Source organism: Paenarthrobacter histidinolovorans (genome assembly GCF_014647595.1).
Lineage (GTDB): Bacteria > Actinomycetota > Actinomycetes > Actinomycetales > Micrococcaceae > Arthrobacter > Arthrobacter histidinolovorans.
Map to the genome: position 1 here is coordinate 1 of NZ_BMPM01000015.1, position 12,305 is coordinate 12,305.

Consider the following 12,305-nt stretch of genomic DNA (forward strand, 5'->3'; position numbering starts at 1 on the left):
CACCACACACGGGGGTGCGCAATGATCCAGCCATAATTTCAACCAATCAAAAAACAATCGGTATCAACAAACTTGGCACACTATTGAGTTCTCAAACAACAGACACTAACCGGCACCACCCACACCCACAAGGGGTCCAGGATCGCTCCGGAGCAACTTTCCAAACCTACCCGAACAACCAGATCTTGGCAAATCAACGTTTCCGCGATCTTCCATCCAGTCCTCGGCCCCACCCGGTGGCTGCACGCTCAAAAGCATGCCATTTCCAGGCTGTTACAAGGGGGTTGGTCTCCGCGGTTCCCAGCTCCAGGCTGTCTCACTCGCGGCGACTCAGAAGACATTACACGCCCCCAGGCCCCGACACAAATCCACCCCCAACCCCGGCCAAAACCCCGCAAACACAACGAAAACCACCCCTGAACAGCCGACAAAAGCCCCACAACCCCCAAAAACCCGCCCCGTGAAGCCCGTCACACCCAAAACCGCCGCACACCAAACCCAACCACCGCCGTCGAACCCCAAACCAAACAACAACGCTCCCCCACCAAAGTGAGAGAGCGTTGAAGAAGCGAGCAAGCATCAGCCACAAACCCGCGGAACGTGAACAAGCGTCGGAAGAAGGCGGCGGTTGTCCGGCAGCGCGCGTCCAAGGGAGGAACGACCGAGCGCGCAGAGGATGACCTCCGCCGCCACGCCATCCAGCCCCCTTCACCCAAAGCCGCCAACCACGCCGGGCACCCCTCACCACCGCCACGCCCGCCGCATCCGGCTGACCACCCAACAAAACGCTTAAACGCAAAAAGGGCCGGCGACCATAACGGTTGCCGGCCCTTTCAGAGCTCGTGATTACCAGGAAGACTTGGTGATGCCCGGGAGCTCACCGCGGTGAGCCATGTCGCGGAAGCGAACACGGGAGATACCGAACTTCTGGAGTGTGCCGCGGGGACGGCCGTCGATCTGGTCGCGGTTACGCAGACGGATCGGGGAGGCGTTGCGGGGCAGCTTCTGCAGGCCGAGGCGTGCAGCTTCGCGTGCTTCGTCAGTCGCGTTGGGGTCAACCAGGGTCTTCTTCAGTTCGAGACGCTTGGCAGCGTAACGCTCAACAATGACCTTGCGCTGCTCGTTGCGAGCAATCTTGGACTTCTTTGCCATGTGTTTAGCGCTCCTCTCGGAATTCGACGTGCTGGCGGATCTTGGGGTCGTACTTCTTCAGGACCAGACGGTCCGGGTCGTTACGACGGTTCTTGCGGGTTACGTAGGTGTAACCGGTGCCCGCGGTGGACTTCAGCTTGATGATCGGACGTACGTCCTTGTCCTTTGCCATTAGAGCTTTACTCCTCGTGCCAGGATGTCAGCAACGACTGAGTCGATGCCGCGTACGTCGATGGTCTTGATGCCACGGGCTGACAGGGTCAGCGTGACATTGCGGCGCAGGGACGGAACCCAGTAGCGCTTCTTCTGAATGTTCGGATCGAACCGACGCTTGTTGCGACGGTGCGAGTGCGAAATGCTGTGTCCAAAGCCCGGCTCGGCTCCGGTCACTTGGCAGTGTGCTGCCATGACTCTCCTCCAAAGATTGAATGTAACGGCGTACAGATGTTCCTGCGTTGCCGTGCGACAGGCAGTGTCCGCATCCGGGTCCACACCATTTCGATGGTTTCCGCAGCAAGTGCGGCGAAGAAAGGCGGGCTTCAGGACCGCAATAAATCGGGTCTTGGGATTCCGGGCGAATACAGGAATGCACGCAACTTGAGCCCCTAACTACCGGCCAACGGGGAGTCAGTCAGACTGACCTCACCACCAACCGGAGCAATTGCACACGATCCGCACTACCTAGCGCCTAACTATTCTACGGGCCAGGCCAAATTAAGACCAATCCGGCATCATACGCCCTCAAAAGCTCTTTCACAGCAGAATGAAAGGTAGCTTGGCGAGTCTTGGTACATGACCTCGTTACTAGCCCCTGATTCTCCCACGGAGAACCCCGCTTTGCCGGGTCGGCGGACGGCACCGGCCGCCGTCGAGCGCTTCCGTCCGCAAGCACGACGGCGGCTGGCCCGGGCCGATGTCCTCAGTTTCGTCGGGTGGTTGTCGCCGGTTGCGGCGGTGGCTCTGTGGCTGGCTGATGGCGGCGCCAGTGGGTTCTCGTCGTTTGCGGCCACCACAACATCACTGGGAATTGTGGCCGGACTGATCGGCATGGACCTGGTGCTGTTGATGCTTCTTCTTGCGGCCCGGATCCCCTTTGTTGACAACACGATCGGCCATGACCGCGCCCTGGAGGTGCACAAGAAGCTTGGCAAGCCGGCGCTGTACCTGCTGCTGGCACACGGGCTCCTGCTCGCGGTCGGCTACGGCGCGGCGGAGGGCCTGGATCCGGTCAGCGAGTCGGTGTCGCTCTGGGTCAACGTCCCGGACATGTGGCTCGCCTTCGTCTCCATGGCACTCTTTATCGCCGTGGTGGTGACCTCATTGGTGGCCGTCCGCCGGAAGTTCCCGTACGAATTCTGGTACGCGATCCACTTGCTGACGTATGTGGCCGTGGGCACCGCCATCCCGCACCAGTTCAGCGTAGGAGGCCTGTTCGCCGAAGGCACCTGGCAGCGCTGGTACTGGCTGGCCGTCTGCATCGCGACCGGTGCCGCACTTCTGATCTACAGGGTGTACATGCCGGTGGCAGCGACACTCCGGCACCAGCTCACCGTCAGCCGCGTGGTCCGGGTCGCGCCGGATGTTTTCAGCATCGAAATGACGGGCCTGCAGCTGGAACGCCTCGCCGGGACCGGGGGCCGCTTCTTCTTCTGGCGGTTCCTGGCTCCGGGGCACTGGTGGCAGCCGCACCCGTTCAGCTTGTCGGCGGAGCCCGTGCCCGGCGGCGGAAGCAAGGCCGGCGCATTGCGTATCACCGTACGCAACCTGGGCGACGGATCGGCCCGGCTTGCCCGGATCAAGCCGGGCACCAGGGTCGCCCTGGAGGGCCCGTACGGAATGTTCAGCACGGCGGCACGAACCCGGAACAAAGTGGTGTTGATCGGCGCAGGGATCGGAATCACGCCGTTGCGGTCGCTCCTGGAATCCACCCCGTTCGAACCTGGCGATGCCACGGTCCTGCTGCGGGGACATGATGAAGCGGAGCTTTTCCTCGGCAAAGAGATCATGGAACTGTGCCAGGCCCGGGGCGCCACCCTCTTCCACCTCACGGGGCCCCGCTCGGCGGGCGCGCACTCGTGGCTCCCCCAATCCGCGACGGCGGCCAGGTTCACCATTGGCTCCTACGCACCCGGCATCGCAGACGCCGACGTTTACGTTTGTGGCCCCACCCCCTGGACCGCCTCCGTGATCAGGGACATACGGGCAGCGGGTGTCCCCGCAGAACAAGTCCACTACGAAAGGTTCGACTGGTGAGAATTCGAGCAGCCATGGCAACCGCACTGGCATCGGCGGGCATCCTGTTGGCCGGCTGGCAGTCCGGCGCACACATCGCCGATACCGGCACGACCACCACAACCAGCCTCAGCAGCAGCGCAACCAGCGGCGGAAGCGGAAACACCGGAAGCACTGGAAGCACCGGCTCCAGCAAGACAACCTCGACGGCGGCAACGTACGACGGCACGGCCGTCCAGACCCGTTTCGGTACAGTCCAGGTCCGGGTAACCATCCAGGGCGGCAAAATCACCGAAGTCACGGCCCTCCACCTCACCGACGCCGAACGGAAGTCGGCCCAGATCAGTAGCCGGGCAGCCCCCGTGTTGCGGTCCGAGGTCCTCCAGGCGCAATCCGCGGACGTGCAAACCGTTGGCGGTGCAACGGTCACCAGCGACGCCTACCTCACATCGCTCCAGGCAGCCCTCGATGCCGCACACTTCTAGCAGCACGCAGCTGCGTGCCCGGACCTTCCGCAGCATGGGCACCGTGGTGAGCCTTACCGTAGCGAGCGGTGGTTACGCCCAAACAGCCGTTGACGAGCTCGAGTCAGCAGCCGCCGTCGTCGAGGATAAGTTCACGGAACTGGACCTGGCCTTCAGCCTGTACCGGAACGGCTCCGAAGCGAGCAGGCTGGCCCGAGGGGAGCTGACCCTGGCTTACGCCTCAGAGTCCATGCGGGCCCTCTACGCCGAGGCGGCTGAATGGCGTCTGGCAACCGACGGGGCTTTCACGGCGGAACGAGCCGATGGCACGTTGGATCTTTCCGGGATCGTGAAGGCGCGCGCGGTGCGTGAAGCAGCGATGTCCCTTGAAGCCCTCGGCTTGCGGGACTGGTGCTTGAACGCCGGCGGTGACGTGCTGGTGAGCGGGTCCCCCGGACCGGGGACGGAGGAGCCGTGGCTCGCCGGCATCGTTGATCCACAGGATCGGCGAGCGTTGCTGGGTGCGTATCCGATGGCAACCCTGCCGGCACTTGCGACGTCCGGCACGGCTGAACGCGGCCAGCACATTTGGTCTGTTGGCGGCGCGGCCCCGGAGTTCAACCAGGTTTCCGTGGCCGCCACGGACATCGTCACCGCCGACGTCCTTGCTACAGCCATCGTTGCCGGCGGGACAAGGACCCTGGATCAAGCCGTTGAAAAATGGAAGGTGGAAGTCCTTGCGGCACGTCCCGACGGAACCCTCCTGGCCACCCCAGGGTTCCGGAAACCGGCCTGAGTTCAGGAAACCGGCCTAATCAGGAAACCGGCCTGATCAGTTCGGCGTACTTCGGGCTGAGGCCATCACCGGATGACACGCCCCGGATACGGCGGGATACCCACGGCGCCGCCGACTCCCGAAGCCAGCGCGCGTTGGCCTTCAAAGCCTCTACCTTGCCCAAAAGCCGCACGGGAGCAAGCTCGGGGACCTCGATAACGTGCTCGTGTTCAAGGACGTCCAGAACGCGCTTGGCCATGTTGATGTGGCCCGCCGTGGACATGTGCATCCGGTCCTCGCCCCACAGCCGCCAGTCGTCGTATTCGTCGAACCGCCAGTAGTCCACCAGCAAAGCGCCATGGTCCTCGGCGATTTCACGGACGAGTTCGTTGTAGATCGCGGTGCGGCCACGCATGGCGCTGAAGACTTTCGAGCCCTTCGCGTCGAATCCCGTGAAGAGGAGCACCGTGGCGCCGGTCGCACTCAACTTGGCGATGCCGGCGTCGTACTCCTCCAACAGCGAGTCGATGTCGATCTTGGGCCGCAGGATGTCGTTCGCCCCTGCGTACAGCGTCACCAGCGTTGGCTTCATGGCGACGGCGGCATCCACCTGCTCGGCCATGATCTGGCGGAGTTTACGTCCACGGATGGCCAGGTTGGCGTAACCGAAACCCGGGTTGCTTTGGGCCAGTTGCCCGGCCACGATGTCGGCCCAGCCGCGGACCCCGTTGGGGCGGGTGGGATCGTCGTCGCCCACACCCTCAGTGAACGAATCCCACAGGGCAACGTAACGGGCAGAAAAATCCATGCCGCCAGTCTGCCACTTCACCGCTCACAGCCACAAAGCCGCTGTTCCGGTCTGAAGGACGAGCTAGGAATCGCGCAGGATCCAATGGTTGTTGTCCAACCGGGCAACAATTTTCTCGCCGATCCGCGCGAGGTCGGCGACGTCGTCGGGGCTGAGTGAGTCGAGCATCAAGGTCCGTACTGACTCCACGTGGCCAGGCGCCAGGGAAACAATGGTGGACATGCCGGCGTCGGTCAGGTGCGCGACAGTGACGCGGGCGTCGCCGGGGTGGGCCTGGCGTTCCACCCAACCGCGTTTCTGCAGCTTGGTGACCACGTGCGAAAGCCGTGACAAGGAGGCACTTGTCCGCGCAGCGAGCTCGCTCATTGGCAGGTACCGGCCCTCGGTTTCGGAGAGCATGGCAAGCACGTTGTAGTCGAACAGGGACAGTTTCCCGGCTGCCTGAAGCTGGGTGTCCAACGCCGAAGGGAGCAAGGTATTGATGCTCAGGAGGGCCAGCCAGGCACGGCGTTCGTCGGCGTTCAGCCAGCGGGGTTGAGTCATAGGTCCATCTTATGAGAATCCACGGACCTTCCGGGTCCCGGCATGCGGCCCTGGCGATAGGCTGGCTGCATGTTCGTAGTCTCGTTGACCTACAAAGTTCCGGACGAAATCGTCGACTTTCACCGCCCGGGCCATATGGCGTGGCTGAAAGCAGCCTTCGACGACGGCGTCTTCCTTGCGTCCGGACGTCGCGTCCCAGCCACGGGCGGCGTGCTGCTGTCCAAAGTGGACAGGGCGACGCTGGATGCCTCGCTGGCCGAGGACCCCTTCTACAGCAACGGGGTGGCCGACTTCGAAATCATCGAATTCACCGCCACCAGCGTGGCCGAGGGTTACGAAAACCTGCTGGACAGCTGAGCTTTCACGGCTTTCGCCCGACTGGTGCCGAGCCTCTCGGGCAACACCACCGGCATGAGTTCCGGCCAGCGGGCCCCCAAGTGGTCGCCGCTCGAAACGCCGCGGACACGGCGTGACAACCAAGGTCCGACGTCGCGCCTCAGCCAGGCGACGTCGTCGGCGATGTTTTCGGTGAGGGATTTCGAACGCCAAGGCGCCATGGCCGGCTCCGCGGGCGAGTGCGGCGCTCCCAGGACCTCCAGGACTTTCCTGGCCATGTACCGGTGGCCCGGAGTGGACATGTGCAGCCGGTCGGGAGCCCACATGCGCGGGTCCTGGAACTTTTCAAAGCACCAGTAATCCACCAGGAGTGTCTGGTATTTCGCGGCGATCCGCCGGATGTGGCGGTTGTAAATGGCCGTACGCACCTTCAGTGGTTCAAGCAACGGAGACAATGGGACGTTGTAGCCCGTGAAGAGCACGATGGTGGCTCCACTGGCTTTGAGGCGCATCACGGCATCTTCGTATTGCCTCATGAGCCGGCCCAGATTGAGCCGGGCCATGAGCAGATCGTTGCCGCCGGCGTAAAAGCTGATAAGCGTGGGATCCAGGGCCAGCGCGGGTTCCAGCTGCTCGTCGATGATCCGTTGGAGCCGGCGGCCACGAACTGCAAGGTTGGCGTACAGGGTGGTGTCATCGTGCCGGGCCAGCTCCTCGGCCACCCGGTCCGCCCAGCCACGGCAGTTGTTGGGAAGCCTCAGGTCGTCGTCCCCGACGCCTTCGCTGAAGGAATCACCAAGGGCTACGAATCTCCGTGTCATGGTCATTGAGCTGCCTCCCGGTTTTCCATGAGCTTCTTCAGACCACCCTTGCGGGGGACTTTGACCGGGTCCGGCCAGCGGGCTTGCAGCGAATCCCCCAGGGTGACGCCGCGCAGTTTGCGCCCGAACAAAGGCACCACCCAGTCGTTGACCCAGCGGCGCTGGCGGCGCTCCCACTCACGCAGGGTCAAACGGGTGGGGGGTTCCCATTCCTTGCGTTCGATCTTGTGCGGGACGTTGAGGTGGTCCAGGACCTGCGCGGCCAAGTACTTGTGGCCTGCCTTGGACATGTGAAGGCGGTCCGGGGACCACATCCGCGGGTCCTTGTAAGCATCGAAGCACCAATAGTCCACCAGTACGGCGCCGTACTTGGCGGCTATCTCCCGGACTCTGTGGTTGTACAAGGTATTGCGTTTCTTGAACGGCTCCAGGACTGCTGAAACCTTGACGTCGAACCCGGTAAACAGCACCACCGTGGCCCCGGTTCCACTCAGCCGCGCAACCAGGAGTTCGTAGTCGTTGAGCAGAGCGTCCATGTCCGTGCCGAAGTCCAGGATGTCGTTGCCACCGGCGTAAAGCGTGATGAGTGTTGGCTCCATGGCGAGCGCGGGTTCAAGCTGTTCGTCGATGATGTGACGGAGCCTCTTGCTACGGACGGCCAGATTGGCGTACTCCCACCCCGGTTGCGCCTTCGCCAGCTTCTCGGCCACCCGGTCGGCCCAGCCGCGCACCCCGTTCGGCAGGACCTTGCTCGGATCCCCCACACCTTCGGTGAAGGAATCCCCGATGGCGACATACCGCCGTCGAGCGTTGTTCCCGTCCCCGAAGTCGTCCCGCACCCCGCCGACGCTACCCGGCCCCGGTTACACCAGAGCCAACCCAAGGTGAACACAGAATCCACCCCAAAGCCGACGGGGAAGGCGGGGGCAACCGGAAGGTGACGCTCGCACAAGGCTGCTTGGCGGGCATCCGGCAGCGTGCGTCAAAGCGACGAAGGAGCAGCACGCCGAGGATGGCCGCCCAGCGGCCTCACCGAAGCGCGACAACTGAGGAGAGTTAGCCCTCCGCCTTGCCCCGGCGCCAGTACCCCATGAACGCAACCTGCTTACGGTCAATGCCCACGTCCCGGACCAGGTAGCGCCGCATTTCCTTGATCACGAACGCTTCGCCGGCAATCCAGGCGTAGAACGGCAGGGCGCCGGCAGGCAGGGTGGGGTTCTTGGTTGCTTCGATGGCTGCTGCATCCATGCGCTGCGGGGTTTCCCAGAGGATGTCCTGGTCCACGTTGACGTCTTCGGGCTCGGGACCTGCCGCGGTTCCGGAACCCTTGAGGCCCACCCAGCCCGGCACGGGAACCGCCTTGGCCACGGCTTCCTTGAGGAGTTCGCCGTGGGGACGGGAGCGGCCAATGGCTGCACCGCGGGCCAGCCAGGTGATTTCGATGTCGGCTGCCGTAGAGATGTCCTGGAAGTCGCCGGCTTCGGGGACCTCGAGGAACGCGTGGCCCGTCATGTCGGCGGGCAGGCTTTCCAGGATGGCGCTGATGGCGGGAACAGCGGTTTCGTCGCCGGCCAGGAGGATGCGCTGGGCCAAGCCCGGACGCCATTCGATGCCACCGTAGGCGCCGGCAGTGGTGCACTGGGCAGCGCGGTTGTTGGGGCCGATGATGGTGAGGACGTCACCCGGTTTCGCAGCAAGGGCCCAGTTGGCGGCGGGGCCACCATGACCGGCATCGTCAAAGTGCATGACAAAGTCGATGTCGATCTCGGGGTACACAGCGTCCAGCCGCTCCGACCGGACGGTGTACGTGCGCATCGCACCGCGGACAGAGGGATCCATGGCCAGCCATTCCTGATACCAGCCGGCTTCCTCCATCTTGAAGGGAGGCAACGGAATGACGTTGCCGTCAGCGTCGAAGGACGGAATCATCAGCTTCACGCGCAGGTCCAGAGTGTCGCCGGCAACACCGAAGTCCCGCAGCGAGTAGCCGCCGAACGTGATCCTCCGGAAATTGGGGCTCAACTCCTGCACGGCCGTCACAGTGACGTCGAAGGCGAGGGTCATGGGCTCCACTGCGGCGTTCGCTTTGGCCTGTGTGGGTTGTGCACTCATGAGGCGATCTCCAGTTCGTTGGTTGAAACGGGGCTTGCGTGGTGCCGTCCAATGGGAACGATCAGCGGTGTGCCTGAGATGGGGTCCGGAACCACCCGGGACTCCAGGCCGAAAACGTTGAAGACGAGTTCTTCGGTGACCACATCGATTGCGGGTCCTTCAGCCACGATGCGCCCGCCCTTCATGGCGATGACATGGTCTGCGTAGCGTGCTGCCAGGTTGAGGTCGTGGAGCACGATCGCCACCGTGGTGCCGCGGCTGCGGTTGAGGTCCGTGACGAGGTCCAGGACCTCAACCTGATGTGCGAGGTCCAGGTAGGTGGTGGGCTCGTCAAGCAGCAGAACATCGGTTTCCTGCGCCAGGGCCATGGCAATCCAGACGCGCTGGCGCTGGCCACCGGACAGTTCGTCGATGCTCCGCTCAGCGAGTCCAAACGTGTCGGTGGCTTCGAGCGCGCGCTGCACCGCGGCGTCGTCGGCTACGCTCCAGCTGCGGAAGAAGCCCTGGTGCGGGTAGCGGCCGCGGCCCACGAGGTCACGGACGGTGATGCCGTCCGGAGCGGTGGGGTGCTGCGGCAGCAGGCCAAGCGTGCGGGCCAGTTCCCGTGCGGGACGGGTATGGATGTCCTTGCCGTCGAGCGTCACAGCGCCGCCCGCAGGCTTGAGCAGCCGAGACAAGCCGCGGAGGAGCGTGGACTTGCCACAGGCGTTGGCGCCGACGATCATGGTCACTTTGCCCTCGGGAATCTCCGTGGAGAGCCCTTCCACCACTTTGCGCTGCTCATATTGGAGCGTCAGGTCCTTGGCATTAAGGATGGCCATGTCAGGCTTCCTTTCGGTTCGACGTGACCAGCAGCCACAGCAGGAAGGGGGCACCGAGGGCGCCGGTGATGACGCCGACCGGCAGGACGGTTCCGTCGAGGATGACGGGAGCGATGTTGGAGGCGAAGAAGTCGGCAAGCAGGACGATCAGCGCACCGGTAAGGGCCGACGCCGGGAGGCTTGGTTTGCGGACGATCCGGCGGGATATCGGGCCGGCGAGGAAGGCGACGAACGCAACCGGACCGGCAGCAGCGGTGGCGACGGCGGCAAGTGCGACGGCGGTCAGCACCAGTCCCAGCCGGGCGGCGTTGACCCTGATTCCCAGGCCGGCAGCGGCGTCGTCTCCGAGTTCAAGGATGCGCAAGGGACCTGCGAGTGCGATCACGGCGGGCACCAGCACCAGGAGGGAGACCGCGAGGACGCCTGCCCGGTCCCAAGTGGCGGAGTTCAGGGAGCCGTTGAGCCAGATGAGGGCGTCGGCGGCAGTGCGGATGTCCGCGCGGGTCATGAGGAAGTTGACCACTGCGTGGAGTGCCGCGGCGATGCCCACGCCGGCCAAAATGAGGCGGTTGCCGGCAGCGTTGCCCCGACTGCCGCCGCCCGCACCGGAACCGCCGCGGGAAATTGCGTAGATGATGGCTGCCACTCCGAGCGCACCGCCAAGTGCGGCCCCGGAGACAACGGCTCCGGAAGCTCCGAAAATCACGATTGCCGTCACGGCCGCCGCACTGGCACCGTAGCTGATGCCAATGATGTCGGGGCTGGCCAAGGGGTTGCGGAGCATGGTCTGAAAGAGTGCGCCGGCCAGGCCGAAGGCTACGCCGATCATCGTGCCCACCACTGCTCGGGGCAGCTTGTGCTCCATGACGATGAAGCTTGCGCCGGGGATCTTCTCGCCGCCGGTCAGGTGGTTGATGACGATCGTGAAGAAGTCCGGGATGGTGACCGTGTAACTGCCCAGCAGTACGTACACGGCGAACATGACGACGACAGCGAGCCCGAGGAAGAACGTGGGGCGCAGGAAGAACGTGCGGCTCAGCACCCGCCGAAGTGGCAGATGATCAGGGTGCTTGGGCGAAGTATCGGCATCAAATGCCGTCTCGGGCGCGGATTTAAGGGCAGTCACAGTCCTGCCCCCTTTCCGCGGCGGATGAGCCAGACGAATACGGGCGCTCCCACGATCGCTGTCATGATGCCTGCGGGAACTTCACCCGGAAGAAGGATCACGCGGCCAATAATGTCTGCGGTGATGAGCAGGATGGGAGCCGAGACCAAGGAGAACGGCAGGATCCACCGGTAATCCGGGCCGGTCAGCAAGCGCACGGCGTGCGGGATTACCAGGCCGAGGAACCCAATGGGTCCGGCCAGTGCAGTCGCCGAGCCACACAACAAGACGATGCCCAAGGCCGTGATTCCCCGGGCAAGTCCAACATTCTGACCCAGGCCGCGGGCAATGTCATCACCCAGCGCCAGGCTGTTCAGGACACGCCCGCCGCCCAGGACGATGACCGCGCCAACGGCCAGGAACGGCAGCGCGGGCAACAGCACAGACCAGTCACGGCCACCGATGCTGCCCACCTGCCAGAAGCGGAAACGGTCCAGGGTGTCCTGGCTGGAAACCAGGATGACGTTCATCAGCGAGAACAAACCCGCGCTCAGCGCCGCGCCCGCCAGGGCGAGCTTGACCGGCGTCGCACCGTCACGTCCACGGGACGCTATGGCGTAAACCACGACGGCGGCAGCTGCGGCGCCGATGAAAGCGAACCAAATGTAGCCGGTCAGCGAGCCGATGCCGAAGACGTAGATGCCAACGACGACTGCCAGCGCGGCGCCGGCGTTGAGCCCAAGGATGCCGGGGTCGGCCAGCGGGTTGCGGGCCACGCCCTGCATGGCAGCGCCTGCGAGGCCAAGTGCTGCGCCTGCGAGGAGGCCCAGGACGGTGCGGGGAATCCGGGCGATGACAACAGCGTGGTTGCCGTCCTCCGGGTTGAAGTTGGTGAGGGCGTCCCACACGGTGTTAAGGGGAAGCCCTCGTGCGCCGATCGCCAAGGATGCGGCACTTACAACGGCGAGTACGACGACGGCCGCCAGCAGCCAGGCGGTGCGCCTGCCTGCGGTGCCGCGGGACCCGGATCCCCTTCCGGGTGCCGAAGCGTCAGGGGAGATGCCTCCCGGGCCAGCCGGCACCAAGGTGCCGCTGCCCCGCCCCTGGACGGTCGTCGTCGTACTCAGCTTCATTAC

General features: G+C 64.2%; 15 protein-coding genes. 4 read left to right on the forward strand and 11 right to left on the reverse strand.

The window, feature by feature from the left end; genetic code table 11:
- Positions 1 to 846: 846 nt before the first annotated feature.
- Genes rpsN through rpmB form a run of 3 tightly spaced genes read right to left on the reverse strand, consistent with a single transcriptional unit; the run spans position 847 to position 1,560 of the window.
- Entirely contained in the window at positions 847 to 1,152 is a 306-nt protein-coding gene (gene rpsN / locus IEY62_RS21290; RefSeq protein WP_011776360.1) for a 30S ribosomal protein S14, read from the reverse strand.
- Between the two features lie 4 nt (positions 1,153 to 1,156).
- Complete coding sequence (gene rpmG, locus IEY62_RS21295) at positions 1,157 to 1,324, reverse strand: 50S ribosomal protein L33 (protein WP_003798558.1); 168 nt, start codon at positions 1,322 to 1,324, stop codon at positions 1,157 to 1,159.
- Positions 1,324 to 1,560, reverse strand: a complete 237-nt coding sequence (rpmB, locus tag IEY62_RS21300; protein ID WP_011776361.1) for a 50S ribosomal protein L28 — start codon at positions 1,558 to 1,560, stop codon at positions 1,324 to 1,326. The genes rpmG and rpmB overlap by 1 nt, the downstream gene beginning before the upstream one ends.
- A 384-nt stretch (positions 1,561 to 1,944) precedes the next feature.
- Here rpmB and IEY62_RS21305 point away from each other — a divergent pair, with 384 nt between their 5' ends.
- From IEY62_RS21305 to IEY62_RS21315, 3 genes are read left to right on the forward strand one after another with little or no spacing between them, the layout of a single operon-like run.
- A complete protein-coding gene (locus IEY62_RS21305) occupies positions 1,945 to 3,405 on the forward strand; it encodes a ferredoxin reductase family protein (protein ID WP_189021404.1) in 1,461 nt (486 codons plus the stop codon).
- Positions 3,406 to 3,419: 14 nt separating this feature from the next.
- Positions 3,420 to 3,869 carry an FMN-binding protein gene (locus IEY62_RS21310; RefSeq protein WP_189021405.1) on the forward strand — a complete coding sequence of 150 codons (450 nt, stop codon included), beginning with the start codon at positions 3,420 to 3,422 and terminating at the stop codon, positions 3,867 to 3,869.
- Positions 3,853 to 4,644: an FAD:protein FMN transferase gene (locus IEY62_RS21315; protein WP_189021406.1), complete on the forward strand. Its 792-nt coding sequence runs from the start codon at positions 3,853 to 3,855 to the stop codon at positions 4,642 to 4,644. The genes IEY62_RS21310 and IEY62_RS21315 overlap by 17 nt, the downstream gene beginning before the upstream one ends.
- 19 nt (positions 4,645 to 4,663) lie before the next feature.
- Here IEY62_RS21315 and IEY62_RS21320 read toward each other — a convergent pair whose 3' ends face one another.
- On the reverse strand, positions 4,664 to 5,431 hold the full coding sequence (locus IEY62_RS21320) for an SGNH/GDSL hydrolase family protein (protein WP_189021407.1): 768 nt from the start codon (positions 5,429 to 5,431) through the stop codon (positions 4,664 to 4,666).
- 63 nt (positions 5,432 to 5,494) lie between these two features.
- On the reverse strand, positions 5,495 to 5,974 hold the full coding sequence (locus tag IEY62_RS21325) for a MarR family winged helix-turn-helix transcriptional regulator (RefSeq protein WP_189021408.1): 480 nt from the start codon (positions 5,972 to 5,974) through the stop codon (positions 5,495 to 5,497).
- Positions 5,975 to 6,043: 69 nt separating this feature from the next.
- Between IEY62_RS21325 and IEY62_RS21330 the strand changes: the two genes are divergently transcribed.
- Positions 6,044 to 6,331 (forward strand): YciI family protein, encoded by a 288-nt coding sequence (locus IEY62_RS21330; RefSeq protein WP_189021409.1) that lies wholly within the window; start codon positions 6,044 to 6,046, stop codon positions 6,329 to 6,331.
- Here IEY62_RS21330 and IEY62_RS21335 read toward each other — a convergent pair.
- From IEY62_RS21335 to IEY62_RS21360, 6 genes are all read right to left on the reverse strand, one after another.
- A complete protein-coding gene (locus tag IEY62_RS21335; RefSeq protein ID WP_189021410.1) occupies positions 6,307 to 7,137 on the reverse strand; it encodes an SGNH/GDSL hydrolase family protein in 831 nt (276 codons plus the stop codon). The two genes, IEY62_RS21330 and IEY62_RS21335, sit on opposite strands and share 25 nt — an antisense overlap.
- Positions 7,134 to 7,970: an SGNH/GDSL hydrolase family protein gene (locus tag IEY62_RS21340; RefSeq protein WP_189021411.1), complete on the reverse strand. Its 837-nt coding sequence runs from the start codon at positions 7,968 to 7,970 to the stop codon at positions 7,134 to 7,136. The genes IEY62_RS21335 and IEY62_RS21340 overlap by 4 nt, the downstream gene beginning before the upstream one ends.
- 217 nt (positions 7,971 to 8,187) lie before the next feature.
- Positions 8,188 to 9,243, reverse strand: a complete 1,056-nt coding sequence (locus IEY62_RS21345) for a siderophore-interacting protein (RefSeq protein ID WP_189021412.1) — start codon at positions 9,241 to 9,243, stop codon at positions 8,188 to 8,190.
- The gene (locus IEY62_RS21350) at positions 9,240 to 10,064 is read right to left on the reverse strand and encodes an ABC transporter ATP-binding protein (protein WP_189021413.1); all 825 of its coding nucleotides are present in this window, start codon (positions 10,062 to 10,064) and stop codon (positions 9,240 to 9,242) included. The genes IEY62_RS21345 and IEY62_RS21350 overlap by 4 nt, the downstream gene beginning before the upstream one ends.
- A 1-nt stretch (position 10,065) precedes the next feature.
- On the reverse strand, positions 10,066 to 11,046 hold the full coding sequence (locus IEY62_RS21355) for a FecCD family ABC transporter permease (RefSeq protein ID WP_229785527.1): 981 nt from the start codon (positions 11,044 to 11,046) through the stop codon (positions 10,066 to 10,068).
- 140 nt (positions 11,047 to 11,186) lie between these two features.
- The gene (locus IEY62_RS21360) at positions 11,187 to 12,302 is read right to left on the reverse strand and encodes a FecCD family ABC transporter permease (RefSeq protein ID WP_189021415.1); all 1,116 of its coding nucleotides are present in this window, start codon (positions 12,300 to 12,302) and stop codon (positions 11,187 to 11,189) included.
- Positions 12,303 to 12,305 lie beyond the last annotated feature (3 nt).